Below are 26,593 nucleotides of genomic sequence, written 5' to 3'. Positions count from 1 at the left end.
ACTAAACTTTAACAAAATCGAAAAAAATGTGATTTCGTACACATCTGAATTCCCTGTGAGCGGGAATGCACATATAATGCGCTCCCATCACAGATTCAGACTTATCAACTCATCGCCTGAATGGCTTAGATACCTCGCACAACATGAACATGAAATTAACAGCGCTTTTTGCGGCGGCGTTAGCCGTAGTAGGTTTTTGTAAGACCGCGTCTGCGGTGACGTATCCCCTGCCGACCGACGGAAGCCGTCTGGTGGGTCAAAACCAGGTGGTGACGGTTCCTGAAGGTAACTCTCAGCCGCTGGAGTATTTCGCTGCGCAGTACCAGCTGGGCCTGTCTAACATGCTGGAAGCGAACCCGGGCGTTGACCCGTATCTGCCAAAAGCGGGTACCGTGCTGAATATTCCTCAGCAGCTGATCCTGCCGGATACCGTTCATGAAGGTATCGTGATTAACAGCGCCGAAATGCGTCTGTATTACTACCCGAAAGGCACCAACACCGTGATCGTGCTGCCAATCGGTATCGGCCAGCTGGGTAAAGACACCCCGCTGAACTGGACCACCAAAGTTGAGCGTAAGAAAGCGGGCCCGACCTGGACGCCGACCGCCAAAATGCACGCAGAATACATTGCGGCGGGCGAACCGCTGCCAGCCGTTGTACCGGCAGGCCCGGATAACCCAATGGGTCTGTACGCGCTGTACATTGGTCGTCTGTATGCGATCCACGGCACCAACGCCAACTTCGGTATCGGCCTGCGCGTGAGCCACGGCTGCGTGCGCCTGCGTAACGACGACATCAAGTTCCTGTTCGAAAACGTGCCGGTCGGTACGCGCGTGCAGTTCATCAACGAACCGGTGAAAGCAACGTCTGAACCAGACGGCAGCCGCTACATCGAAGTGCACAACCCGCTGTCCACCAGCGAAGACCAGATCAACAACAACGAAGTCGTTCCTGTTACGCTGAACAGCGCGGTGCAGGCGGTGACGTCTCAGCCAGACGTCGAAACGACGATTGTTGACCAGGCCGTGCAGAACCGCTCCGGTATGCCGGTGCGTTTGAACTGATAAAGAAGCATTAAAAAAGCGGGCCTCGTTGCCCGCTTTTTTTTACCCGTTATTCACGATCACGATCCCGCCGTGGTCGTAGCGATAGTGGCAGTGGGCATACTCCAGCGGCGTGCCATCCTCCAGATAAATCACCTGCTCCACCTCCAGCACCGGATCGGTTTCCTCGCAGATCAGATGTTCTCTGTCCAGCGCGCTGGGCTTAAGCGCCCGCACCACCCGGTACGACCCCATAATTTTCAGCCCCAGCGTTTCCTGAACGTACTGGAACACTGAAGCTTCAAGATGGTTTTTCGTCAGGCCCGGGACCAGATTCATCGGCATCACCGTGGAATCCAGCGACATCGGTTCACCGTTCAGCAAACGGAGTCGAATAAAGTCATAGATCGGCGCATCGGCGTTAATCATCAGCGACGCCTGCTCTTTTTCATTCGGAAAGCGCAGCTCGAAATGCACCACCTGGCTCGTGACCGTGCCCAGATGTGCCCAGGTTTTGGTCGCGCCAAAGTAGTCGCTGCCGGAGAGATCCCACTGCGAGAGCTGGAGGAAGTTTTTACGGATGAACGTGCCCTGGCCCTGACGGGTATAGACCAGACCTTCGACGATCAGCTGGCGCATCGCCTGCTGAATGGTCATCCGGCTGGAGTTGAACTCCGCCGCCAGCGCAAACTGGTCCGGCAGCGGTTCGTTGGCGGCGTACTGCTGGCTGATAATGCGTTTCTTAATTTCCCGCGCTATGGTGATGTACTTCGCCGCCATCGTCCTTCCTTTCTGTTAGTTTTCTATCCCGCTGTTTTTCAAGGCCACTCGCTCGGCAATTTTGAGGAAAGGCAGGTAGAAGAATACACCAAATACGATGATTGCCAACTGCACCACCACCGCCCGCCAGTCCCCCGCCGTGGCCAGCCAGGCGCTCAGGATCGGCGGCGTGGTCCACGGGATCATCACCACGCAGCGCGACATTAACCCCAGCGTGGTACAGAGCCAGGCGAAATAAATGCCGATGGCGGGCAGCAGCACGAATGGGATCATCAGCGGCAGGTTAAACACGATCGGCAGGCCAAAAATCACCGGCTCGTTGATATTAAACAGGCCCGGCGCCAGCGAGAGACGCGCCACCTGCTTCGCCGACTGCTGGCGCGAGAAGATAAATATCGCAATCAGTAGCGAGATCGTGCTGCCCGTGCCGCCTACCATGCCGAACGTCGGCACGAAGATATTGTTGATGATGTGCGGAATGGGCTGACCGTTGGCGAAGGCCAGCATGTTTTCGTTGGTATTGATCAGCAGGAACGGCTCCAGCACCACGCTGTTGACCACCGACTGATGAATACCGAGCGTGAACAGGAAGTTGCCGAAGCTGTAGATGAAAATCGTCCCCGGCAGGCTGGTGTTGATCAGCCGCAGCGGCTGCTGGATGAAGGTCGTAATGAGATGGATCAGATCCGTATGCAGCACGTTTGCCAGCACCGCCGCCAGCACCGCAAACAGGGAGAGCGTGAGGATGGTCGGGATCAGCGCGGTAAAAGATTTGCTCACCGCCGGAGGCACGTTTTCCCCCAGCGAAATGTGCAGCGCCTTCAGGCGCGAAATAGCGATAAACACTTCCGTTGAGAGCAGCCCAATCAGCACCCCGGCGAAAATCCCGGTGGAGCCGATATTGGCGAACGTCAGCACCTGGGTGACGTTCACCGTGGTATCGCTGCCGACGGGCATAATCTGCAATCGCATCGGCATCATGATGATGAAGCTGCTGACGGCGATAACCACTGCCGAGACCGGATTGTCGAAATCTTTGTTGCGCGCCAGCGACCAGGCGATCATCGGCGCCAGCAGCAGCGCGGCAATGTTCAGCGTGCCGTTTATAATCGCCTCGCCCCACACTTTGAAGTGTGCCAGCGTATCGCCGTGAAAAATCCACGGAAACACCACGTTGTTCACCAGCACCGCCAGACCGGCGAGGATGAAAATCGGCATCACCGTGGCGAAGGCGTCGCGCAGGGAGCGCAGGTGCACCTGGTTTGCCAGGCGCGCCGAAAACTCGACAAATTTATCGACAAAGGACTGCATGTGCGGTGTGATTTTTGTTTCAGACATAGCGGAGTGTTCCCATCAATCAGTCACAAAAACGGCCCAGCAGCGTACGGCTTACATCTCGCGTCCGTTGGTATGGATAACCTGTTTTAACCACGCGTAGCTCTTCTTCGGCACGCGCTTCAGGTCTTTCAGGTCGTGGTTTTCCCGGTTGACATAGACCACGCCGTAGCGCTTACGCATGTCGCCCTGGGAGCTGAGAATGTCGATCAATCCCCAGCCGAGGTAGCCAATGACCTCTGCCCCGTCCTCGAACATCGCCGCTTTCATGGCCTCGATGTGCGCCCGGTGATAGTCGATGCGGTAGGTGTCCTCAATCGGGTTCACGCCGTCCCATGACTCAATCACCCCAATGCCGTTCTCGATCGGGAACACCGGCAGGCGCCAGTCGTTGGCGTAGCGGGTGATGATGGTGCGGAAGCCCAGCGGATCGATCTGCCAGTTCCACTCGGTGGCCTTCAGGTACGGGTTATTTTTCTCGCCGTGCAGCAGGTAATAGTTCACCGGCGTGCCTTCCGGAATCGCATCGCTGTCCAGCGTTTTGCTGGCGTAATAGCTGAAGGCCATATAGTCGTTCTTTGTACGAGCGAACAGCGCCAGGTCCTCGGCGCGGTAGATATCACCAAAGCCCTCCTGTTCCACCACCGCCATCACCGCCGGGCTGTAGCCTTGCCCTGCGAAGACGCGCAGCAGGTTCTGGTTGAGAAACTCGTCATACTGCTGGGCGCAGAAGATATCGCGCGGTTTGCAGGTAGCCGGGTAGATCAGCTGGTGCGCCAGCATGCCTCCCATCAGCTGGCCCGGTCTGGTCTGGTGCAGGTATTCGGTCAGCGCCATGTGCGCCACCATCGTATGGTGCTGCAGCTCATACAGCTCGCGCAGGGTTTTCTCGCCTTTCATATAGCCGGAAATACGGAACGCTTCCGGCATATGGAAGATGTTCTGCTCGTTGAAGGTCAACCAGTACTTCACGCGGTCGCCATAACAGTCGATCATCTTTTTGCCATAGCGGATAAAGGCGTCCATTACGCGGCGGTCGTTGAAGCCGTTGTACTCCTGCGCCAGCGCCAGCGGCATGTCGAAATGGTACAGGCAGATCATCGGCTCGATGCCGCGGGCGATCAGATCGTCAATAAAGCGGTCGTAAAATGCGATGCCTTCGTCGTTGAACGGGCCGTCACCCTGCGGGCAGACGCGGCTCCATGAGATCTGGAAGCGGTAGCAGTTCATGCCCAGATCCTGCATCAGATCGAAATCTTCCCTGTAGCGGTGGTAGGAGTCGGTCGCCACTTTCCAGTCGGACACGTTTTCCCCGGCTTCACGAATGTCATACACCGACATCCCCTTCCCGCCTTCGTTCCAGGCTCCTTCCGTCTGCATGCTGGAGACCGAGTTGCCCCATAAAAAGTTGGCCGGTAGCTGATGGTTCATGTTTTCTCCCTATATGACTAGTCATTTAAAATTTCATGTCTAGTCATATAGGCGATGATGAAAAGAGGATCAAAGAGGAGGATCGTTTTTTGTGAGCAAGGCGGGAAAAAAAGCCCCGGTAAGCGATGCACTCCCGGGGCAAGAAGGGTTACTGTTGCGCGAGCTGATTACGGCGATACTCTCCCTGACGCTCCAGCATCCAGCCAGGATATTCCCGCGGCAGCGCGCTGACCGCATCCAGCTGTTTAAGCTCGTCTTCGCTGAGAAGGATCCCGGTGGCGGCAATGTTGTCGTCCAGCTGTTCAACGCGTTTCGCGCCAATGATGACGCTGGTCACCGCTTTTTGATGTAGCAGCCACGCCAGCGCGATTTGCGCGACGGATACGCCCTTGCTTTCGGCGATAGTGCGCATCACGTCCACGCAGTCGAAGGCGCGATCTTTATTCACCGGCGGGAAGTCAAACTCCAGACGACGACCACCGGCTTCGCTCTGCCCGTCGCGACCATATTTTCCGCTCAGCAGACCGCCCGCCAGCGGGCTCCAGACCATCAGCCCGACGCCTTCGCTCTGCATCATTGGCACCAGCTCACGCTCAAGATCGCGTCCGGCGATGGTGTAATACGCCTGGAGGGATGCGAAACGCGCCAGCCCGAGACGCTCGGAAATGCCCAGCGCTTTGGCAATCTGCCACGCCGCCCAGTTGGAAACGCCGATGTAGCGCACGTGGCCGTGCTGCACCAGGTTATCCAGCGCATACAGCGTCTCCTCAATCGGCGTGGCCGGGTCGAAACCGTGAAGCTGATAGAGATCGATATGATCGAGCTGCAGGCGGCGCAGGCTCTCCTTCACGCTGCTGATGATGTGATAGCGCGAGCTGCCGCGCGAGTTCACCCCGGCGGTACCCGTTTCGCCGAATACCTTGGTCGCGACCACCACGTTCTCGCGCGGGATTTTCAGGTTTTTCAGCGCCTGCCCGAGGATCGTCTCCGAGCGCCCTTCCGAATAGACGTCGGCGGTATCGATAAAGTTAATGCCCGCATCCAGCGCGCGGCCCACCAGCTGCTCAGCTTCGTTTTGCTTAAGCTGGCCAATCTTGCCCCACATGCCGTCTTCGCCACCGAAGGTCATGGTGCCGAGGCACAGTTCAGAAACAAACAGTCCGGTGTTGCCCAGTTTTTGATAACGCATAAGATAATCCTCGCATGTCGTTTAAGGGGTACCCGATAGTTATACCCGCCCCTCAGCGATCGCGAATGTGGCGTTCCTGTCCGTTTCTTGCCCAATCCTCTGAATATTTATCCGCGCGGGGCGTCGCCAAAGACGCTGTAGTCCGGTAATTGCACCTGCTGATACGGCTCCCAGCCGCCGCCGAGCGCCTTGTAGAGCGCCACCAGATCGAGCGCGCTCTGCACCTGCGCCTGCGCGCGCTGCTGCTGGGCCTGCGCCAGCTGACGCTGGGCGTCCAGCACGTCGATAAAGCTGGCGATCCCCTGGCGGTAGCTGTCGCTTGCCAGGTCAAACGCGTTTTGCAGCGCATCGATCGTTTTCGCCAGCCCCGCTTCACGCTGCTGGTCGGTGCGATAGCTCACCAGCGCATTTTCGACATCACCAAGCGCGGTGAGCACCGTCTGACGATAGTCCAGCACCGCCGCACCCTGCTGCGCGCGCGCCACCTTCACGCTGGAGACCAGTCGACCGCCCTGGAAGATGGGAATGGAGACCTGCGGGCCAAAGCTGTAGAAGTGGCTGCTCCAGTCGGTCAGCCAGTTGGTTTCGCTGTTGCGCAGGCCAAACTGCCCGGAGAGGGTAAAGCTCGGGAACAGCTCCGCCACCGAGACGCCGATTTGAGCCGTGGCGGCATGAAGGTTCGCCTCCGCTTCGCGCACGTCCGGACGGCGGCGCGCCAGCGTCGACGGAATGCCGGTTTGCACAATATCCGGCAGCGCGGGCATCGGCTGCACGCTTTGCAGTTCCGCATCCAGCGCCCCCGGCGGCTTGCCGAGCAGGATCGCCAGGCCGTTCATCGCCTGCCGCTCCTGCGCCTGATATTGCGGAAGCTGTGCTTCAAGGTTGCCTAACTGCGCCCGGGCGTTTTCCACATCCATCTGCGGCGACAGCCCGCCGCGCTGGCGGCTCTCGGTCAGATCCAGCGTCTGCTGCGCGCTTTTAATCTGGGTGTTCAGCGTGGCGATAATGCTCTGCGCCCCGCGCAGCTGGAGCCACGCGCGCGCCACTTCCGCCTCCAGCGACACCAGCGCGTCGTTACGCTGCTCGATAGCCGCTTTCTGCTGCGCTTCGGCGGCTTCCACCTGACGGCGCACCTTGCCCCACAGGTCGATTTCCCACTGGGCGTCGAAGCTGCCCTGGTAGAGGTTGATCGGCTGCGTCAGCGGTCCCAGCGCGCCCTTGAGAGCGGGATCGATGCTATCCACCTGGTCGTAAACGCCGTGAGATTTTAGCTCTCCTTCCAGCCCGAGCTGCTGGCGCGTCGCCTGCAGATTGCCGTTCACCGACGGATAAAACGCCCCGCCCGCCTGGTTAATCTGTTCGCGCGCTCCGGCGATGCGCAGCACCGTTTGCTGCAGCGTCAGGTTCCCGGCGATGGCGCGTTCAACCAGGCTGTCGAGCTGCGGCGAGCCGAAGGTCTTCCACCAGCGCGGGTTGGTCGCGGCGGAGGTCGTCTGCGATTTCACCGCGCTGTCGCCCTTATCGTTCCAGTGCGTGACGGCAGGTGGCGCGGGCTGCTGGTAGTCCGGCCCGACGGCGCAGCCCACCAGCAGCATCATTATCATCAGGGGGTGTAAACGTCTGTGTATCATCAATGTGCTCCTGCACTCCCCTCGCTCTTAACCGGCGAGAGCAACAAACAAAACGGAATCAATAGCAAGGCCACCGCGCTCAGAATGGTGAAGACGTCGATGTAGGCCAGGAAGCGCGACTGCTCAATCATCGTCTGGTACATACGCCCGGTGGCGATGCCGGTGGGATCGCCCACCTGGGTGGTGAAGTTCTGGATCGCCTGCGCGCTTTCGCGTATCGCCTGCTGAAACTGCTCGTTAAACGGCGAGGCGTGGTACGCAAGGTGCGCGCTGTGCGCCTGCGAGCGCTCGGTAATCGCCGCCGTCGACAGCGAGATCCCGACCGAGCCCGCCACGTTGCGGAACATGGTGAACAGCGCCGCCGCATCGGCGTTCAGCCGCCTTGGTATCGAGATAAAGGCAATGGTAGTCAGCGGCACAAACAGGAACCCCAGCCCCAGCGACTGGGCGCTGCGGAACAACACCAGGGTTTCGAAGTCGATATCCGGGGTCAGCGTGCGCGACCAGAAGAACGACACCGCCAGGCAGGTAAAGCCAAAGGCGATAATCCAGCGCGTTTGCACCACCGGCATCAGCTTCAGCACCAGCGGAATGGTCAGCACAATTAGCACCGCTCCGGGCGACAGCACCAGCCCGGACCAGGTGGCGGTATAGCCCAGGTCCTGCTGCGCCAGCTGCGGGATCACCACCGAACTGCCGTACAAAATCATCGCCATCCCCGCCATCAGCAGGCTGGAGATGGCAAAGTTACGGTCCTTCATGCAGTGCAGATCCACCACCGGTTTTCTGGCATACATCAGCCAGTAAACCGCACCAATGATGCCGATCAGCGTTAATACCGCGAAAGTGCGGGTAAAGTTCGAGTTAAACCAGTCTTCGTCTTCTCCCCGGTCGAGCATCACCTGCAGACAGCCCAGCCCCAGGGCGATCAGGCCGATCCCCGTCCAGTCGATGGTCAGCTTCTCTTTAGACTTGCTCTCCCACGGCGGATCTTCCAGCAGCTGGTAGATCGCCAGCACCGTGACAATCCCCACCGGGATGTTGATAAAGAACACCCAGCGCCAGGAGTAGTTGTCGGTGATCCAGCCCCCCAGCGTCGGACCGAGGACCGGCGCAACGATAATCGCGATGGACGAGAGCCCAAAGGCTTTGCCCCTGTCTTCGGGCTTGAAGTAGTCGAGCAGCACCGACTGCTGCGTGGGCTGAAGCCCGCCGCCAAAGAAGCCCTGCATCACGCGGAACAAGATGATCTGCCACAGCTCGGTGGCGATCCCGCACAGGAACGAGCAGACGGTGAACATGACGATGCAGATCAGGAAGAACTGCTTGCGGCCGAAGACCCGGCTCAGAAACGCCGAGATGGGCAGCACGATGCCGTTCGCGACCAGATAGCTGGTTAACACCCAGGTGGATTCGTCGTAGCTGGACGAGAGCGAACCCGCCACATGGGGCAGCGCCACGTTGACGATGGTGGTGTCCAGAATTTCCATAAACACCGCCAGGGTGACGACAATCGCCACCGCCCACGGGTTGCTGGCGGGCTTCCAGCTGTCGTGGCTGTGGTCCGTCATTCCACCGTCACCTTCGGCGCAACCGAGAGCCCCAGCGGCAGCGGTTTGTTCGGATCGAGCCCCTTATCAATCACGATTTTCACCGGCACGCGCTGCACAATTTTGACGAAGTTACCGGTGGCATTTTCTGCCGGGAAGGCGGAGAAGCGCGAGCCGCTGCCCTGCTGGATGCTGTCAACGTGGCCCTCGAGCGCCATATCCGGCCACGCGTCGACGGACACGGTGACCTTATCGCCGGGCTTCATGCGCTCAAGCTGGGACTCTTTGAAGTTCGCCACCACCCACACGTTTGGCGAAACCAGGGAGAACAGCGCCGTTCCCGCCTGCACCAGCGTGCCGGGCTGCACGTTGCGTTTGGTGACAAACCCGTCGAACGGGGCGCGGACTTCGGTGTAAGAGAGGTTCAGATTAGCCGTTTCCAGCTGCGCTTTCGCCTGATCGACCTGACGCTCGCGCGCTTCAACGTTGGTTTCCTGCTGGCGGATTTGCAACTGTACCTGTTCCGCTACTTCCAGCTGCGCCTGGGCGCTGGCCAGCCCCGCCTGCGCGCTGCGCAGCTGAGCGTTCGCGGAATCAATACTTTGCTGGGTGGTTGCCCGCGGGTCGACGCCGCGCTGGCGACGGTACTCCGCCTGCGCGTTCGCCAGATCGGCCTGCGCTTTCAGCACCTGCGCTTTGGCTTCGTCACGCTGGGCGGGATACTGCACTTTTGAGAGCGCCAGCTGTGCCTGAGCCTGATGCAGCTGCGCGATAGCCAGCCCAAGCTGGGCCTGGGCCTGATCGCGCTGGGCGGTGGTATCACGCGGGTCGATGACCACCAGCAGATCGCCCTTTTTCACGCGCTGGTTATCACGCACGCGCAGCTCGGTGACGTAGCCCGCCGTTTTGGGGGCAATCGTCACCACGTCGCCGTCGGTAAAGGCGTCGTCGGTCGTCTCTTCGTTACGGGTTAAAAACCACCAGACCAGCGCCACGACGACCATCACCACCACGACAATGCCGAGGATAATTAACGGTTTTTTGCCCGGGCGCTTACGCGCATTATTGTTTTTGTCCTGCTCGTCAGCAGGCGGGTTTTGATCTTCAGCCATAGGTCAGCAACGGTCCTGTCAGTGAGCGGCATCACACTATGCCGTTCACTAAAGCTAGGACGTTGCTATACGTTTGCCAGGAAAAACTGACAAATTGCGCACTATATGAGAAGGAATAGTCCGAAACCGATCGCCGCGGCCCAAACCAGCATCGGAATAGACCAGACGTGGAAACGCCACCAGATACGACGGTCGTTGGCCATACGCAGGGCAATCAGGTTGGCCAGCGAGCCGGGCAACAGCCCAAACCCGCCGATATTCACCGCCCAGGCCAGGAGCGTATCCGGCGGAACGTAGTTGAGCAGCAGAATGGTGGACGGCACGTTGCTGATAAACTGCGACAGGCCAATCGCCGTTAGCCACAATCCCGGCTGAGACAGCGTGCTGACGCTATGCAGCACGTTCTGCAGCACCGGAAGCTGGATGAGAAGATGCACATCAATAAACATCGCCATAAAGACCAGCAGCAGCGTCCAGTCCACGCTCACCAGCACGCGCCGCGCCAGAACGACAAACCCTGCGGCAACGAGCAGGACGCCCGCCAGCTCATATTTCAGCTCCAGCGCGAACAGAAAGACGATGTATAACCCGAGGCAGCTCCACACCAGACGCGGCTGCCACTGCGGGCCCGTGGTGCCGCTGTGGTACTGCAGTTTTTTATCCGGGAAGGCAAACCAGCAGACCGCCAGCAGGGACAGCATCATCACCAGCGCCAGCGGGGCCATCTGCCAGGTAAAGGCGGCAAACGACAGGCCGGAACGGCCCCAGAGCAGGATATTTTGCGGGTTGCCGATAGGCGTCAACAGAGAACCGGCGTTAACGGCGAGCGCTTCAAAGATAATCAGACGACTGACCGGAATTTCACAGAGCTTACGCAGCGTGAGCGTGAGCGGCACGATGATAAATAGCGCCACATCGTTGGTCAGAAACGTCGACAGCACCGCGGCGGAGAACACCATAAACAGGGACAGCCTGCGTTCGGTGGCAAACCGGCGCACCATTTTACGTCCCAGAACGTCAAAATAGCCGCTCAGCTCGACCCCTTTGGTGAGCATCATCAGGCCGCTCAGGGTAATGATGGTGCGCCAGTCAATCGCGGCGGGCCAGGCGTGTGGGGCAAACGGCACAAAGAGGCTTAACGCTGCGCCAATGAGTAATAACAGATGGAAGAAACGATCGCGTGCCAGGGCCTGCAGTCCAGGGATTTTCATTCAGCGGAGGGACCATATTTAAGCGTAAATTCACGAAATTTCACCAGCGTCTCTTCGCTAACGTGGTGTTCCATTCCTTCCGCATCCCGGCGGGCGATCTCCGGGCTGACGCCCAGCACCAGTAAAAAATTCTCGACAAGCTGATGGCGCTCGCGGCTCTCCTGCGCGAGTTTCTCCCCCTCCGGCGTCAGAAAAACACCGCGCCAGGGGATCATTTCAATTAAGCCCACGGAGGCCAGGCGTTTTAACATTTTAGCGACAGTTGGCTGTGAAACCCCCAGCCTGGCGGCCATATCGACCTGGCGCGCTTCACCAACCTCACGGATCAGATCGGAAATGAGTTCAACATAATCATCAATCAGTTCACGCCGGTGCGCTTCACGGACCTGGCGAAAACCTTCGACATGTTCTTCAACATTCACCAGTTGCGTCGTTTTCCTCATTGTCGGATGACCTGCGCGACGGTTCATTGTACTTCCTCAGTGGGGTGACGCTTCCAGCGCCCGGTTTCGAGAGCGCACATTGTAAACCATAGCTCCGCAAGCACAAAAAATTAACGAAATAGCCATAGCTATACAATATAGCCTGTGCTATATCTGTATGTAATGCAGTCACCCTTCACGGATCGAAGGGATCAAAACTCAGGAGGTCTTATGAACGAATTCAAGAGGTGCATGACCGTGTTTACCCACTCTCCTTTTAAAGTGCGCTTAATGCTGTTGAACATGCTGTGCGATATGTTTAACAACAAACCGCATCAGGACGACAAACCTTCCCACTAAGCGGCGTTGCGGTACGCCGCTTCATTTTTCCGTCACAATCTCGCTCTAAACTGGCTTCCAGCCGCCTTATTCCCGATCTTTTTTACGGATTTGCAATCCCCTTCGCAAAACATCTGCTTAGCAACTGTTGATATTATTTAGCGCTCGCACTATCTTCTTGCAGCCCTGCACAATTTGCGGCTCGCTGAAGCGGACCCTCATTCCCTCTCCACGCACTGTCAGGCAGGTTATGACCCTTGACGCCAGGGTGAGCACATGGCGTTTTCATCCATGATAGTGACCTATGAATGTAACCCTGATAGATACCGTTGTGACCCGCAGCCGGGCCTTAAGCCCGTGGACGGGTTTTTACTTTTTGCAGTCATTACTGATTAACTTTGCGCTGGGTTATCCCTTTAGTCTGCTTTACGCGGTGGCGTTCACCTGCGTTCTGCATTTGCTGTGGCGATCCGCACCGCGCGTGCAAAAAGCGTTAATCGGCATCTGTTCGCTGGTTGCTGCACTCTATTTCCCGTTTGGTCAGGCTTACGGCGCGCCAAACTTTAATACCCTGCTGGCGCTGCACTCGACCAATATGGAAGAGTCAACGGAGATCCTGACGATCTTCCCGTGGTACAGCTACGTGGTCGGGATCTTTATCTTCGCGCTGGGCGTTATCGCCATCCGCCGTCAGTCGGGCGAGAAAAAATCCTGGGGTAAGATCGAAATACTCTGTCTGGTGTTCAGCATTGCCGTGGCCTTTGTCGCTCCCATCCAGAATATTCCCTGGGACGGTAAGCTAAGGCTCAGCAATATCGGTTATCCGGTTTTCCGCTTCGTGAAAGACGTCGTTGTAAACAATAAAGAGGTTCTCGACGAACAGGCGCGCATGGCTGAGCTTTCCAATATGAAAGACACCTGGAACGTGCTGGCCGTTAAGCCGAAATATCACACCTATGTGGTGGTGATTGGCGAAAGCGCGCGTCGCGATGCGATGGGAGCGTTTGGCGGTCACTGGAATAACACACCGTTTGCCAGTTCAGTCAAAGGCACGCTGTTTACCGATTATGTCGCGGCCAGCGGCTCGACGCAGAAATCGCTCGGCCTGACCCTTAACCGGGTGGTGGATGGCAAACCGCAGTATCAGGATAATTTCGTCACCCTGGCAAACCGTGCGGGTTTTCAGACGTGGTGGTTCTCTAATCAGGGGCAAATTGGCGAATACGATACGGCCATCGCCAGTATCGCCAAACGCGCTGACGAAGTGCAGTTCCTGAAAAATGGCGATTTCGAAGCCGACAAAAACACCAAAGACGAAGCGCTGTTGAAAATGACAGCACAGGTCTTCGCCACCCCGCGCACCCAGCCTCAGCTGATCGTCCTGCACCTGATGGGGTCGCACCCGCAGGCCTGCGATCGGACCGGTGGGAAGTACTCGGAGTTTGTGCAGTCCAAAGAGACGTCCTGCTATCTCTACACCATGACGCAAACCGACGACCTGCTGAGCAAACTGTACGATCAGCTACGCAATACGGGCGACAGCTTCTCCATGGTCTATTTCTCGGATCACGGCCTGGCGTTTAAAGAGCGTGGTAAAGAGGTGCAGTACCTGGCGCACGATGACAAGTTCCAGCAGAACTTCCAGGTGCCGTTTATGGTGCTGTCGAGTGATGATAAAACGCATCGCGTCATTAAAGCGCGTCGTTCAGCAAATGATTTCCTGCAGTTCTTCTCACAGTGGACCGGGATTAAGGCTGAGCAGATAAAAAATGCTTACCCGTTTGTCTCTAACAAGAAAGCTTCCCCAGTGTACGTTACCAACTTCAAGTTACAGAAAGTTGACTACAACCATCTGGGTACGGATATTTTTGATATTAAGAATAAGTAATTGCCGTCTCGTGCGGACCGATGCCCTCACCCTGGCCCTCTCCCACGGGGAGAGGGAACAAACACTAAAAACGGCAACCTAAGGTTGCCGTTTTGCTTTTCTCTTCGACAAAAAAAAATCCGCCACATTGGGCGGATTTTTTATTTAATCACCGAAGTGATTAGAAGCGGTAACCTACGCCAGCGATCCAGGTGCCAACGTCAACGTTGCGGATACGGCTCTGCTCATAGGAGAAGTCCAGAGCAACGTCCTGGATTGGGTTGAACTGCAGGCCTGCGCCATAGGAGAAGCCATAGTCGCTGTTGCTTGCAGTGCGGTTCAGACCCTGGTTTTCGGTCTGCTGGAATTTACCGTAGCCAACACCTACAACACCGTAGATGCTCGCCCAGTCATTCAGACGGTAAGCCGGGCCCGCGGTGATACCGTAGTACTGGCCTTTGTTGTATGCGCCGTTTTCAGAACGATCTTTCTCGGTGTAGGTGAAAGAACCGATCACGCCCAGTGGGTTGTTATCCTGCTCGTAGCGATACTTCAGGTTGAAACCGTTAGCTTTGTTCATCACGCCCTGATAGTCGCTCTGAGCGTAACCACCAGTAACAGTAGAAGTAGCAGCTACAGCGGTACCTGCGGAAACAGCCAGTACAGCGGCCAGTGCTGAAAGACATGCAATTTTTTTCATAACCACCTCAAATGTGATCCAAGTAAGTCCGTAAGTTTTAAATATATCAAAAAAATTTGCGAAACTCTTTGTGATTCGTGATGTCTAATGAAACCTTTCCTGTAACAGAACGTTTCCAGCGTCAGCTATCTCTTTCAAATCACATGCAATTTTCACTACTAAATGCGCATAGTGCGCGCCTGCGCAGTTACATTCATCCAGATTATTCCTAATCTGACAGGCGATAAATCCACCAGCGCTTAACCATTTTACGGATTTGACGTGGTTTTTTTTCAACAGCGCCTCAACCGTAGCCGCATATTTCCTTTACACTGCAACTTTTACCTCATTTGACATAAGCTGACAGGAGAAAGGATGCCTGGGTTATCCCGCACGTCGTCGGTCTGGTTGCCGGTCGCAGTCATACTCATTGCCATGTTGTCCATTCAAAGCGGTGCTTCGCTTGCAAAATCGCTTTTTCCGCTGGTCGGTGCGCCTGGGGTAACAGCCCTGCGTATCGTCCTGGGCACGGCGATACTGGTGGTTATTTTCAAACCCTGGCGTCTGCGATTCAAAAAGGAGCAGCGTTTACCGCTGCTGTTTTATGGACTCTCCCTGGGGGCAATGAACTACCTGTTCTACCTCTCTATTCAGACGATACCGCTGGGGATCGCCGTCGCGCTGGAGTTTACCGGCCCGCTGGCGGTGGCGCTTTTCTCCTCGCGACGTCCGGTCGATTTTATCTGGGTCGTGTTAGCCGTACTGGGGTTGTGGTTCCTGCTGCCGCTGGGCAAGAGTGTTTCTGAGATTGATCTGACGGGCGCAGCGCTGGCGCTGGGTGCAGGCGCCTGCTGGGCCGTCTATATACTTACGGGCCAGCGTGCAGGAGAAGAGCACGGTCCGGCGACCGTCGCGTTGGGGTCACTGATCGCTGCTATCGTCTTTGTGCCCATCGGCATGGCGCAAGCGACCGAATCTATCTGGCAATGGTCCGTCATGCCCATCGGGCTGGCGGTCGCGATCCTCTCTACCGCACTTCCCTATTCTCTGGAGATGATTGCCCTGACGCGTCTGCCGACGCGCATATTTGGCACCCTGATGAGCATGGAGCCTGCGCTAGCCGCCATTTCCGGGATGGTGTTTCTCGGCGAAACCCTGACATTGACCCAGACGCTGGCGCTCTGCTCGATTATCGCGGCATCAATGGGCTCGACGCTCACCATGCGCCCTGAACCTAAAGTGGAGAAAGTGGATATCCGCTAAGCCCATATATTCTGCATGGCTTCCATGCCATGCAGAATAAAGGCCAGAAAGACTGTCGTTATAATTTTTTACACACTTTACCCTATTTTCAAAATATCCCTCTGGGTTTACATTCCCAGCCAGTAATTAAGATTGATCTGTATCAATTTTAAAATTATAGATTAATTTCAATGAGTTAAATTCTCAACCTCCTTCTCGCTATTATACCGATAGGCACAGCCAAACCGCAGGGAAAAAATCCGGTGCTATACTTAGTTCCGTAATTACCTGGGACATAAACATCAAGAGGATATGAGATTATGAGTACCGCTAAACTGGTGAAAACGAAAGCGTCTAATCTGCTTTATACCCGTAACGATGTATCGGACAGCGACAAAAAAGCAACCATTGAGTTGCTGAATCGCCAGGTGATCCAGTTCATCGATCTTTCGCTGATCACCAAACAGGCCCACTGGAATATGCGCGGTGCAAACTTTATTGCCGTTCATGAAATGCTGGATGGCTTCCGCACAGCACTGGTGACCCACCTCGATACGATGGCTGAACGTGCCGTTCAGCTAGGCGGCGTGGCGCTGGGTACCACGCAGGTGATCAACAGCAAAACGCCACTGAAGAGTTATCCGCTGGATATCCATACCGTTCAGGATCACCTGAAAGAGCTGGCCGACCGCTACGCGATTGTGGCAAATAATGTGCGCAAAGCGATTGGCGAAGCCAAAGACGAAGATACTGCAGACATCTTCACCGCCGCGTCCCGCGACCTGGATCAATTCCTGTGGTTTATCGAATCTAACATCGAATAATTCATACGAATTTTCTATCAAACCCTCGCCCTCCGGTGAGGGTTTTGCACATCTATGGTGCACAGTTTTTGTCTGCACACCTGCAAAAGTGAACGAAATGTAATAATCACCTCACACAACCGTTAACGGAAGATTGTTTTTTCGTCATAATTTACGCTAAATATCTCCCCGTCAGTTGAGCCAAACGAAGCGCACCAAAACAGTGCTCCACTTTGGTGCAATAAAACCTCATTGCCCCATTTAATGTGCAATGTATGACATCATCCCCTTTGCAAAACAATAGCTTGTAAAGTTGGCACGATTTTTTCATTGTGCCACCTGTTCTCGCAGGGGATCGCCCCGTGGATATAAAAGGAAATGCTATGAAGTCTGTATTAAAAGTTTCACTGGCTGCACTTACCCTGGCTTTTGCGGTGTCCTCTCAGGCTGCCGACAAACTGGTTGTGGCGACCGACACGGCGTTCGTTCCGTTTGAATTCAAACAGGGTGATAAATACGTTGGTTTTGATGTGGATCTGTGGGCCGCAGTCGCAAAAGAACTCAAACTGGATTACACCCTGAAGCCGATGGACTTCAGCGGCATCATCCCGGCACTGCAAACCAAGAACGTTGATCTGGCGCTGGCGGGCATCACCATTACCGATGAACGTAAAAAAGCGATCGACTTCTCTGACGGCTACTACAAAAGCGGCCTGCTGGTGATGGTCAAAGCCGATAATAACGACGTAAAAAGCGTGAAAGATCTCGACGGCAAAGTGGTGGCAGTGAAGAGCGGCACCGGTTCGGTTGATTACGCGAAAGCAAATATCAAAACCAAAGACCTGCGTCAGTTCCCGAACATCGACAACGCGTACATGGAACTCGGCACCAACCGTGCTGATGCGGTTCTGCACGACACGCCGAACATCCTGTACTTCATCAAAACCGCGGGCAACGGCAAGTTCAAAGCGGTTGGTGAGTCTCTGGAAGCCCAGCAGTACGGTATCGCGTTCCCGAAAGGCAGCGACGACCTGCGCACGAAAGTTAACGGCGCGCTGAAAACGCTGAAAGAGAACGGCACCTATAACGAAATCTACAAAAAATGGTTCGGTACCGAGCCTAAATAATAAGACGTAACAATGACGTTCACTCGGGGGCGACCTTTCGCCCCTGCTATTTTTGAAACACGGTAACAGTAACAGGAAATTATCATGCAGTTTGACTGGAGCGCCATCTGGCCTGCCATTCCTATCTTGCTTGAAGGCGCTAAAATGACCCTGTGGATTTCGGTCCTGGGTCTGGTTGGTGGGTTGATTATCGGTCTTGTCGCCGGTTTCGCTCGCACCTACGGCGGCTGGATTGCAAACCACATCGCACTGGTTTTCATCGAAGTGATCCGCGGCACCCCAATTGTCGTACAGGTCATGTTCATCTACTTCGCCCTGCCAATGGCGTTCACCGACCTGCGCATCGATCCGTTCAGCGCAGCCGTCGTCACCATTATGATCAACTCAGGCGCTTACATTGCGGAAATCACCCGCGGTGCGGTGCTGTCGATTCATAAAGGTTTCAGTGAAGCCGGTCTGGCGCTAGGTCTTTCTCGTCGCGAAACGATCCGCCACGTTATTCTGCCGCTGGCACTGCGTCGCATGCTGCCACCGCTCGGTAACCAGTGGATCATCAGCATTAAAGATACGTCGCTGTTCATTGTTATCGGCGTGGCCGAGCTGACCCGTCAGGGTCAGGAGATCATTGCTGGCAACTTCCGTGCGCTGGAAATCTGGAGTGCGGTAGCCGTTGTCTACCTGATCATTACTCTGGTTCTGAGCTTCGTTCTGCGTCGTCTTGAAAGAAGGATGAAAATCCTGTGATTGAATTTAAAAACGTTTCCAAGCACTTTGGCCCAACCCAGGTGCTGCACAATATTGATCTGAACATTAAACAGGGTGAAGTGGTGGTGATTATTGGGCCATCCGGCTCCGGTAAATCCACCCTGCTGCGCTGCATCAACAAGCTGGAAGAGATCACCAGCGGCGACCTTATCGTCGACGGTCTGAAGGTGAACGACCCGAAAGTGGATGACCGTCTGATTCGTCAGGAAGCGGGCATGGTGTTCCAGCAGTTCTACCTGTTCCCGCACCTGACGGCGCTGGAGAACGTGATGTTTGGCCCCCTGCGCGTGCGCGGCGCCAACAAAGCGGCGGCAGAAGCGCTGGCCAAAGATCTGCTGGCGAAAGTCGGCCTGGCTGAACGCGCGCACCACTACCCTTCTGAGCTGTCCGGTGGTCAACAACAGCGCGTGGCGATTGCCCGCGCGCTGGCGGTCAAACCGAAAATGATGCTGTTTGATGAGCCTACGTCCGCACTCGACCCCGAGCTGCGCCACGAGGTGCTGAAGGTCATGCAGGATCTGGCAGAAGAAGGGATGACGATGGTGATCGTGACCCACGAAATCGGCTTCGCTGAAAAAGTGGCGTCCCGCCTGATCTTTATTGATAAAGGCCGTATCGCGGAAGACGGTAACCCGCAGGAATTAATTGCGAACCCGCCGAGCCCGCGTCTGCAGGAGTTCCTGCAGCACGTCTCCTGATCCATCGCTTTACGCTAAAGCCGGGCTTGCCCGGCTTTTTTACGCCAGATTGTTCCCAAAAATCCCCCTCCGCGTCCCGACTTCTATACTTATCATTTTGTTCGACATTTTCACCGGAGGACGCCGTGCCGTGGATCCTGTTGCTGTTGATTAGCCTGTTTAGTGCGCCATCGTTCGCCGTCGCGATCCCCGGCGTGACCACCGGAACAACCGCCAGCCAGCAAAATACGCCACCACCGGAACCCGATGTCGAACAGAAAAAAGCCGCCTACAGCGCCCTCGCCGACGTCCTTGAGAACGACACCTCCCGGCAGGAACTTATTGGTCAGCTGCGGAAAGTGGCCGCCACGCCGCCGCAGGAGCCGGTGCCTGTCATCACCCCTCCCCAGGTGGAGGAACAAAAAACGGTGCTGGAAAATGTCACCGACGTGAGCCGGCACTATGGGGAAGCGCTCTCCTCGCGCTTTGCTCAGCTCTACCGCAATCTGATTGGCTCGCCGCATAAGCCGTTTAACCCACAAACGTTTACCGCCGCCGCCACGCAGTTCCTGATGCTGGCCGGTTCAGTATTTCTTTTTTACTGGCTGGTACGCCTGTGCGCGTGGCCGCTCTATCGCAAAATGGGGCAATGGGGACGCAGAAAGAATCAGCAGAAAAGCAGCTGGCTGCACCTGCCGTTGATGATAGCCTCAGCGTTTATCATCGATTTACTGCTGCTTGCGTTGACGCTGTTCTTAGGCCAGATGTTGGCCGACAGGCTGAACGCGGACAACAAAACCATCGCCTTCCAGCAGTCGCTTTTCCTGAACGCCTTTGCCCTGATTGAGTTCTTCAAAGCGCTGCTGCGGTTACTTTTTTGTCCGCACGTGCCTGAACTGCGTCCTTTCTCCATTCGGGATGAGAGCGCGAAGTACTGGGCGCTGCGTCTGAGCGTGCTCAGCGGGTTGATTGGCTACGGTCTGCTGGTTGCCGTGCCGATCATCTCCAACCAGGTGAACGTCCAGTTCGGGGCGCTGGCAAACGTCATTATCATGATCTGCATTACCGTCTGGTCGCTGTATCTGATCTTCCACAATAAAAAAACCATTACCCAAAGCCTGCTGAATCTGGCCGATCGCTCCCTTTCGTTCTTTAGCCTGTTTATCCGCGCTTTCGCCCTGGTGTGGCACTGGCTGGCAAGCGCCTACTTCATCGTATTGTGCTTCTTCTCGCTGTTCGACCCGGGCAATAGCCTGAAATTCATGATGGGGGCGACGTTCAAAAGCCTGGCCATTATCGGTATCGCGGCGTTTGTGTCGGGGCTGCTGTCGCGCTGGATCTCGAAAACCATCACCCTGTCGCCGCAGGTACAGCGTAATTACCCGGAGCTGCAAAAACGGGTGAACGGCTGGATGTCGGTATCGCTCAAAGTGGCGCGCATTCTCACCGTCTGCGTGGCGATTATGCTGCTCCTGAATGCGTGGAGCCTGTTTGATTTCTGGAACTGGCTGCACAACGGTGCGGGTGAAAAAACGGTCGACATCCTGATTCGCATCGCGCTGATTTTGTTCTTCTCCGCCGTCGGCTGGACGCTGCTGGCGAGCCTTATCGAGAACCGTCTGGTGTCCGATATTCACGGCCGTCCCCTGCCCAGCGCGCGGGCAAGAACGCTGTTAACCCTGTTCCGTAACGCGCTGGCGGTGATTATCAGCACCATCACCATCATGATTGTGCTGTCGGAAATCGGGGTGAATATCGCCCCGCTGCTGGCCGGTGCCGGTGCCCTGGGCCTGGCGATCTCCTTCGGGTCGCAAACGCTGGTGAAGGATATTATTACCGGCATCTTTATCCAGTTTGAGAACGGGATGAACACGGGCGATCTGGTGACCATCGGACCGTTAACCGGCACCGTGGAGAGGATGTCCATCCGCTCGGTGGGCGTGCGCCAGGACACCGGGGCGTACCACATCATTCCCTGGTCTTCGATCACCACCTTCGCCAACTTTGTGCGCGGCATTGGTTCAGTTGTAGCGAACTACGATGTGGATCGTCACGAGGATGCCGATAAAGCGAAGCAGGCGCTGCGCGATGCGGTAGAAGAGCTGATGCAGATGGAGGATATTCGCGGGCTGGTGATTGGCGAGCCGTCATTCGCCGGCATCGTCGGACTGACGAACACGGCGTTTACCCTGCGTGTGTCGTTCACCACCCAGCCGCTGAAGCAGTGGACGGTGCGCTTTGCGCTCGACAGCATGGTGAAAAAACACTTCGATCTGGCGAACGTGCGGATGCCGGTCCAGACCTATCAGGTACTACCGCCGCCCGCAGCGCCGCTCCCACCGCAGGAGCCGACGCTGTAGCCTCGTTGCCGGGTGGCGGCTTCGCCTTACCCGGCCTGCGACGGAGTGCTATTTGCGACGTTTGTTATTGTCCATAAACGTCCAGGCGATAAAGCGGCTTTGCTTCTGGCCCTGCGCCATCTCTTTTTTCACCACTTTTACGGCACCCGCTTCCGTGAGCGCGCGGTAGAGTGGCGGCAGGTTATCTCCGCGGGAAACCAGCGTCGTGAACCACTTCACCTGACGGCCAAACTGTTTGCTTTCCGCAATCATGCGCAGGATAAACGCCACTTCGCCCCCTTCACACCAGAGCTCCTGCTGCTGACCGCCGAAGTTCAGCGCGGCGTCTTCAGCCTGACCCAGATTGCGGCGCTTGCGCTCGCTGCCCGCGCGGGCCGATGCCGCCGAATCATGGAACGGCGGATTGCACATCGTGGCGTCATAGCTTTCGTTTTTGTGAATAATGCCGTTGAAGATCGACACCGCCTCTTTCTGACGACGCAGGCGAATGGCGCGGCTCAACCCAGGATTCGCGCTGATAATCGCCTGGGCGCTGGCAAAGGCCTCGGCACCGATTTCGCTTCCGGTAAAGCGCCAGTGGTATTCATGCGCGCCGATCAGCGGGTAAATCAGATTCGCCCCGGTGCCAATATCCAGAATGGTGGCCTGCTGCGGAACAACGCCCTCATTGCCCTCGGCAAGAAGATCGGCAAGGTGATGCACGTAATCCGCGCGGCCCGGCACAGGTGGACAGAGAAAGCCTTCCGGAATATCCCAGTGAGCCACACCGTAAAAATGCGCCAGTAGAGCTTTGTTCAACATTTTAACCGCCTGCGGGTCAGCAAAGTTGACCGAGGGCTCTCCCGCTGGGGTCTGAACCAGGTAGTCCTGCAGCGGCGGGCAGCTCAGGCATAACGCATTCATGTCGTAGCGGCTGCGGTGGCGATTTCGCGGGTGCAATCCCGGCTTTTGGGCAGTCATGGCATTCTCCTTTAAACAGCGGCGTAAGATACCCTTTGCTGGCCCAACGGTAAATCTTTCTCTGCGTCGCTCAAAAAAACGCCATAAATCAAAGACCTTTATGTCTATGATCTGTCAGCGAATTGTCAATTTATATCGTTCAAAAAATAAGCAGATCATCATCAAATATTTGCGCTAAGTCACACTCATCAGGCTTCTAAACTTAAAGGGAATCACCTGCTGTTTCCTCATGAGGATGTGATTATGAAAAAGTATCTGACCCTTGCTATTATCGCTGGCGTCCTGGCAACTGCTTCATTCTCTGCCATGGCCGTTCAGTCACTGACCCAGAGTAACGACACCAGCCAACTCCGTCCTGCAGGCACCGTTTCGGTTAGCCGTGCCAGCAACCTTGACGATCTGCAAGATAAACTGGCTGAAAAAGCCCGCCAGGAAGGTGCAAAAGGATTCGTGGTGAACTCCGCTGGCGGAGATAACCATATGTACGGCACAGCGACCATTTATAAATAATCTGCTTTTTTCCCCAGACTGCATCTGACCACCGGATGCAGTTCTCTTCCCCCTCGCCTTGACTGTTCGTTTTTTAACCCCATATTAAAAGCAGGGCTGAAACCGATATCAGGAGGGCATAATGGCTTCCGGCTGGGCAAATGACGACGCTGTTAACGAACAGATCAACAGTACTATTGAAGATGCGGTTGCGCGCGCCCGCGGTGAAATTCCGCGCGGCGAAAGCTTAACGGAATGCGAAGAATGCGGAGAACCCATTCCGGAGGCGCGCCGGAAAGCCATCCCCGGCGTAAGGCTTTGCATCTCCTGCCAGCAGCATAAAGATTCAAAAAACTCATCGCATTCGGGATATAATCGCAGAGGTTCGAAAGACAGCCAGTTACGTTGACTTTCCTTTACCTAAGTTAACCCCGCAGGCCCTTACCTTTACGCTCACGATTTTTAACGAACCGCGTGGCAAAATGTGCCCTTCATTTCGCTTCTGTAAAGCGCATCAACAAGAAGTGTAAATCGCCAGTTTGAATTTATTAATATTCAATAAGTTATTTGTCATTCAATTTTTTTGAGTAACCACGTCAATTCTCTTCGATTTTATCCCTCGTAAAAAACCGTGATACTTATCACATCGACGGAACATCGTCCCCTTAACAGAAACACCTGCGAGAGATTAATTATGAAAACCATCAAATATGCTGTAGCTGCTGTTGCCCTGTCCGCTCTGTCTTTCGGCGCTTTCGCCGTAGAGCCAGTCTCTTCAACTCAGGCACAAAACATGAATAAAGTCGGTGTGGTGAGTGCTGATGGCGCGACCACGCTGGACGGTCTGGAAGCCAAACTGGCTGAGAAAGCCGCTGCTGCCGGTGCAAGCGGATACACCATTACCTCCGCTAACGGCAATAACAAGCTGAGCGGTACCGCGGTTATCTACAAATAATCGCCTGAACGAATGCTGTCCCCTCGCCAAACCCTCTGGTGAGCTGCTCCAACCCTCATTGACCCTGTTGTTTGTTACCCTTGCTTGCCCGTCCGCCACTGGACGGGCTTTTTTTTAGTTAAAAAGACTGCGCCACGCGTGCCAGCCCGGCTTCTACCGTGTCCACTTCACCGGTTGCCAGCAAACAGCAGGCCATCTGCAACTTGATCGAATACGGAACAGGAACTTTTCCGGCAAGGCACTGCTCAATCCAGTGGGCTGTAGTATGGGGATCTTTTGCCTCAGGCAATATCACACCGCTATTTTCCTCTCCGCGTTCCAGAATGGCGCGCGTACCTGCAGAATCAATCAGCATCACCTGCGGGCAACGCTGTGGGTTCGCATAAACCTCACCTTCCGTGCCGTGCATCAGTAACGCCCTTCCACCAATAGCCGCAAAGAACTGACCCACACGCGCCACGTATTCCGGGTGCGAGACGCTGGAAAGACGAAGGGCGGCATCTTCGCCAAACGGTGTGGCCAGTTTCGCCAGCGTGTGCGCACTGTTGCGCACGCCCATGCGCCAGCGCATATCGAGCTGCTTTTCAAGTGGCGGGCAAAGTGTGCCAACCGGGATATAAACGGGCTGATGGCCATCCAGCTTCGCCTGCGCCTGACCGGCATGACGCGTTGGCTCGATGCCCAGCATCCCGAAAATGGTTTCCGTCAGTACGCGAGTGGGGTCTTCACTCACCCCGTGCACCACCACCGGGAACCCCAGCTTATGTAATAAAATAGCAAGAAGCGGGGTTAAATTTGCCTGCTTGCGCGCGCCGTTGTAGCTCGGGATTACGATCGGCATGGGCTTTGCCACAGGCGGCGTTAAGCGCAGCGTTTGCGCCTGCATGGCTTCATAGAACCCGCGCATCTCCGCCTCACCCTCTCCTTTGATACGCAGCGCGATCAGAATGCCCCCCATTTCCAGGTCGGGGACGTCGCCCTCAAGCATGCGGGTGTAAAGTGCACGCGCGGTTTCATGGTCCAGATCGCGGGCATGATTTTTCCCACGCCCTACCTCTTTGATAATTTTGCGGTAATCCACGACTTCTCTCCTGACAACATCATCTTGTTAACAATATAGCCCTGATGATTGCCCGGCCGTTAGTGTTTTATCCCCTAACCCAATGCTCTGTTTTAATGAAAAAAAATATATACAAGCAATTTTTCAATTATTTGTGATTTCTGTAGAAGATTCTTAGACATGTATTTTTTGATTAAATAACCAGCGGAAAGTCTTCCAGGGTCAACGGTGAAAACGTCCAGGCAACGTTCGCACCAGTCACATATCAGGATTCACTATGAACAAGGTTGCTTTAGGTTTATTCATCGCCGCAGCGGTGGGATGTTCTGCATCCGCATTTGCGGCAACAAACGGTGAAGGGCAGATCAATTTCACCGGAGAAATTATTGATTCAGCGTGTCAGGTGGTTAATGGGTTAAGTAACCCGTTAAACGTTCAGTTAGGTAAAGTCTCTAAAACGGTATTTACCGGGGCAGGCTCTACCAGCACGTTAACGAAGTTCGATATTCAGTTAAAAGACTGTCCGGAAACCGTTACCTCTGCAGCGATTAACTTCGGCGGAACGCCGGATGCGAATAACAACGCAACGCTGGCATTAACGCCGGATGTGGATGCGGCAACGGGTGTCGCTATTCAGCTGGTTGACGCTTCTGAGCAGCCGGTGAGTCTGTACACCCCTTCTCAGCAATATCCGTTAGCCTCCGGTACAGCAGTTAACGACCTGATATTCGGCGCGCGTTATATTCAAACCGGGGCCGCGATTACCGCAGGTCCGGCTAACTCCGTTTCGACCTTCACCGTTATCTATAACTGATATTATCAATCCTGAGATATTAACGCGGTTATACACGTTAATATCTCTTATCTTATTGAGAAATATTTATGCGCCACGGTTATTTACTGAGCACGCTTTTACTGGCGGCCACTACTGCACATGCAGGTGTCATTATTAATGGCACACGTCTGGTCTACCAGGGAGAGAAAAAGGAATCGTCTCTTGGTCTTTCAAACCCAGATGCAACGGATTATCTGGTACAGTCCTGGGTCGACTCTGGCGGTAAAAACCTGGCCAAAGCGCCGTTCCTGATCACCCCACCTCTTTTCCGTCTGGATGCGAAAGAAGATAACGTTCTGCGCGTTGTACGTACGGGCGGAAATTTACCGGAAGACAGGGAATCTCTGTACTGGTTAAATATTAAAGCGATCCCATCATCAAAGCACGTCGAAGGTGTGAATACGCTACAAATTGCCATTAATACGCGTATTAAATTGCTTTATCGCCCGTCAGCAGTACAAGGCAGACCAGAAGAGGTGGCCGATAAGCTTGAATGGCGCCGTGAAGGTAATGAACTGGTGGTGAATAACCCCACGCCTTTCTTTATGAACTTCCAAACCGTCACGCTGAACGGTCATAAAGTAACAAAAGCCACCTGGGCGGTCCCGAAAACGGAAACGCATTTTGCCTTGCCTGGCAATATCGGAGGCTCAACCGTCACGTATTCCATTATTACTGATTACGGCAGCATCAGCCATACCTGGTCGAAAGCCGTTCGTTAATACTATCCC

The 26,593-nt window shown here is 55.3% G+C and carries 26 protein-coding genes; 14 read left to right on the top strand and 12 right to left on the bottom strand.

Annotated elements, in window-relative coordinates; genetic code table 11:
- The first annotated feature begins 143 nt into the window (after window positions 1-143).
- Window positions 144-1,064, top strand: a complete 921-nt coding sequence (gene ldtB / locus AC4IC4_RS06670) for a L,D-transpeptidase (protein WP_371898508.1) — start codon at window positions 144-146, stop codon at window positions 1,062-1,064.
- A 42-nt stretch (window positions 1,065-1,106) separates the two neighbouring features.
- Here ldtB and AC4IC4_RS06665 read toward each other — a convergent pair whose 3' ends face one another.
- From AC4IC4_RS06665 to mntR, 9 genes are all read right to left on the bottom strand, one after another.
- Window positions 1,107-1,823 (bottom strand): GntR family transcriptional regulator, encoded by a 717-nt coding sequence (locus AC4IC4_RS06665; protein ID WP_491472392.1) that lies wholly within the window; start codon window positions 1,821-1,823, stop codon window positions 1,107-1,109.
- A gap of 15 nt (window positions 1,824-1,838) precedes the next feature.
- Complete coding sequence (locus AC4IC4_RS06660; protein ID WP_032649384.1) at window positions 1,839-3,161, bottom strand: PTS sugar transporter subunit IIC; 1,323 nt, start codon at window positions 3,159-3,161, stop codon at window positions 1,839-1,841.
- A gap of 51 nt (window positions 3,162-3,212) precedes the next feature.
- A complete protein-coding gene (locus AC4IC4_RS06655) occupies window positions 3,213-4,589 on the bottom strand; it encodes a glycoside hydrolase family 1 protein (protein ID WP_061715701.1) in 1,377 nt (458 codons plus the stop codon).
- A gap of 148 nt (window positions 4,590-4,737) precedes the next feature.
- A complete protein-coding gene (locus AC4IC4_RS06650; RefSeq protein WP_370883972.1) occupies window positions 4,738-5,778 on the bottom strand; it encodes an aldo/keto reductase in 1,041 nt (346 codons plus the stop codon).
- A 107-nt stretch (window positions 5,779-5,885) separates the two neighbouring features.
- The gene (locus tag AC4IC4_RS06645) at window positions 5,886-7,409 is read right to left on the bottom strand and encodes an efflux transporter outer membrane subunit (protein ID WP_491472391.1); all 1,524 of its coding nucleotides are present in this window, start codon (window positions 7,407-7,409) and stop codon (window positions 5,886-5,888) included.
- Window positions 7,409-8,980, bottom strand: a complete 1,572-nt coding sequence (locus AC4IC4_RS06640; RefSeq protein WP_491472390.1) for a DHA2 family efflux MFS transporter permease subunit — start codon at window positions 8,978-8,980, stop codon at window positions 7,409-7,411. The genes AC4IC4_RS06645 and AC4IC4_RS06640 overlap by 1 nt, the downstream gene beginning before the upstream one ends.
- Window positions 8,977-10,071 (bottom strand): HlyD family secretion protein, encoded by a 1,095-nt coding sequence (locus AC4IC4_RS06635; protein WP_061715704.1) that lies wholly within the window; start codon window positions 10,069-10,071, stop codon window positions 8,977-8,979. Before AC4IC4_RS06635 ends, AC4IC4_RS06640 begins: the two co-directional genes overlap by 4 nt.
- Window positions 10,072-10,172: 101 nt before the next feature.
- The gene (locus AC4IC4_RS06630; RefSeq protein WP_024908707.1) at window positions 10,173-11,282 is read right to left on the bottom strand and encodes an anion transporter; all 1,110 of its coding nucleotides are present in this window, start codon (window positions 11,280-11,282) and stop codon (window positions 10,173-10,175) included.
- Window positions 11,279-11,752, bottom strand: a complete 474-nt coding sequence (gene mntR / locus AC4IC4_RS06625; RefSeq protein ID WP_023310887.1) for a manganese-binding transcriptional regulator MntR — start codon at window positions 11,750-11,752, stop codon at window positions 11,279-11,281. Before mntR ends, AC4IC4_RS06630 begins: the two co-directional genes overlap by 4 nt.
- A 183-nt stretch (window positions 11,753-11,935) precedes the next feature.
- On the opposite strand from mntR, the gene mntS reads away from it, so the two are divergent.
- The gene (gene mntS, locus AC4IC4_RS06620) at window positions 11,936-12,064 is read left to right on the top strand and encodes a manganase accumulation protein MntS (protein WP_014831181.1); all 129 of its coding nucleotides are present in this window, start codon (window positions 11,936-11,938) and stop codon (window positions 12,062-12,064) included.
- 283 nt (window positions 12,065-12,347) lie between these two features.
- Complete coding sequence (locus AC4IC4_RS06615; protein WP_491472389.1) at window positions 12,348-13,931, top strand: phosphoethanolamine transferase; 1,584 nt, start codon at window positions 12,348-12,350, stop codon at window positions 13,929-13,931.
- A gap of 160 nt (window positions 13,932-14,091) precedes the next feature.
- On the opposite strand, the gene ompX is transcribed toward AC4IC4_RS06615, so the two are convergent.
- Window positions 14,092-14,610: an outer membrane protein OmpX gene (ompX, locus tag AC4IC4_RS06610; protein ID WP_024908709.1), complete on the bottom strand. Its 519-nt coding sequence runs from the start codon at window positions 14,608-14,610 to the stop codon at window positions 14,092-14,094.
- Window positions 14,611-14,964: 354 nt separating this feature from the next.
- On the opposite strand from ompX, the gene rhtA reads away from it, so the two are divergent.
- The 6 genes from rhtA (at window position 14,965) to ybiO (ending at window position 21,563) form a co-directional block, all read left to right on the top strand.
- A complete protein-coding gene (rhtA, locus tag AC4IC4_RS06605; RefSeq protein WP_024908710.1) occupies window positions 14,965-15,852 on the top strand; it encodes a threonine/homoserine exporter RhtA in 888 nt (295 codons plus the stop codon).
- 299 nt (window positions 15,853-16,151) lie between these two features.
- Window positions 16,152-16,655, top strand: coding sequence for a DNA starvation/stationary phase protection protein Dps (dps, locus tag AC4IC4_RS06600; protein ID WP_491472388.1), 504 nt, complete (start codon window positions 16,152-16,154; stop codon window positions 16,653-16,655).
- A 362-nt stretch (window positions 16,656-17,017) separates the two neighbouring features.
- On the top strand, window positions 17,018-17,761 hold the full coding sequence (gene glnH / locus AC4IC4_RS06595) for a glutamine ABC transporter substrate-binding protein GlnH (protein ID WP_023310880.1): 744 nt from the start codon (window positions 17,018-17,020) through the stop codon (window positions 17,759-17,761).
- A gap of 84 nt (window positions 17,762-17,845) precedes the next feature.
- The gene (gene glnP / locus AC4IC4_RS06590) at window positions 17,846-18,505 is read left to right on the top strand and encodes a glutamine ABC transporter permease GlnP (protein WP_014169254.1); all 660 of its coding nucleotides are present in this window, start codon (window positions 17,846-17,848) and stop codon (window positions 18,503-18,505) included.
- Complete coding sequence (gene glnQ / locus AC4IC4_RS06585) at window positions 18,502-19,224, top strand: glutamine ABC transporter ATP-binding protein GlnQ (RefSeq protein ID WP_048991512.1); 723 nt, start codon at window positions 18,502-18,504, stop codon at window positions 19,222-19,224. Before glnP ends, glnQ begins: the two co-directional genes overlap by 4 nt.
- Before the next feature lie 125 nt (window positions 19,225-19,349).
- Window positions 19,350-21,563, top strand: coding sequence for a mechanosensitive channel protein (gene ybiO / locus AC4IC4_RS06580; RefSeq protein ID WP_491472387.1), 2,214 nt, complete (start codon window positions 19,350-19,352; stop codon window positions 21,561-21,563).
- 48 nt (window positions 21,564-21,611) lie between these two features.
- Here ybiO and rlmF read toward each other — a convergent pair whose 3' ends face one another.
- On the bottom strand, window positions 21,612-22,523 hold the full coding sequence (gene rlmF / locus AC4IC4_RS06575) for a 23S rRNA (adenine(1618)-N(6))-methyltransferase RlmF (protein WP_491472386.1): 912 nt from the start codon (window positions 22,521-22,523) through the stop codon (window positions 21,612-21,614).
- Window positions 22,524-22,766: 243 nt separating this feature from the next.
- Here rlmF and mcbA point away from each other — a divergent pair, with 243 nt between their 5' ends.
- The 3 genes from mcbA to ybiJ all read left to right on the top strand — a co-directional run bounded on the left by mcbA (window position 22,767) and on the right by ybiJ (window position 23,967).
- Window positions 22,767-23,033 carry a DUF1471 family periplasmic protein McbA gene (gene mcbA / locus AC4IC4_RS06570; RefSeq protein WP_491472385.1) on the top strand — a complete coding sequence of 89 codons (267 nt, stop codon included), beginning with the start codon at window positions 22,767-22,769 and terminating at the stop codon, window positions 23,031-23,033.
- A 121-nt stretch (window positions 23,034-23,154) separates the two neighbouring features.
- Window positions 23,155-23,421 carry a DksA/TraR family C4-type zinc finger protein gene (locus tag AC4IC4_RS06565; RefSeq protein WP_048991516.1) on the top strand — a complete coding sequence of 89 codons (267 nt, stop codon included), beginning with the start codon at window positions 23,155-23,157 and terminating at the stop codon, window positions 23,419-23,421.
- Between the two features lie 285 nt (window positions 23,422-23,706).
- On the top strand, window positions 23,707-23,967 hold the full coding sequence (ybiJ, locus tag AC4IC4_RS06560; protein ID WP_023310874.1) for a DUF1471 family protein YbiJ: 261 nt from the start codon (window positions 23,707-23,709) through the stop codon (window positions 23,965-23,967).
- A 118-nt stretch (window positions 23,968-24,085) separates the two neighbouring features.
- Here the strand turns inward: ybiJ and ybiB are convergent, their stop codons facing one another.
- A complete protein-coding gene (gene ybiB, locus AC4IC4_RS06555; RefSeq protein WP_491472384.1) occupies window positions 24,086-25,048 on the bottom strand; it encodes a DNA-binding protein YbiB in 963 nt (320 codons plus the stop codon).
- Between the two features lie 256 nt (window positions 25,049-25,304).
- Here ybiB and AC4IC4_RS06550 point away from each other — a divergent pair, with 256 nt between their 5' ends.
- A complete protein-coding gene (locus tag AC4IC4_RS06550) occupies window positions 25,305-25,841 on the top strand; it encodes a fimbrial protein (RefSeq protein WP_024908718.1) in 537 nt (178 codons plus the stop codon).
- Window positions 25,842-25,909: 68 nt separating this feature from the next.
- On the top strand, window positions 25,910-26,584 hold the full coding sequence (locus AC4IC4_RS06545; RefSeq protein WP_491472383.1) for a fimbrial biogenesis chaperone: 675 nt from the start codon (window positions 25,910-25,912) through the stop codon (window positions 26,582-26,584).
- Window positions 26,585-26,593 lie beyond the last annotated feature (9 nt).

The organism is Enterobacter sp. Taxon_2, assembly GCF_058355295.1.
This window is presented reverse-complemented; position numbering and strand designations above follow the sequence as displayed.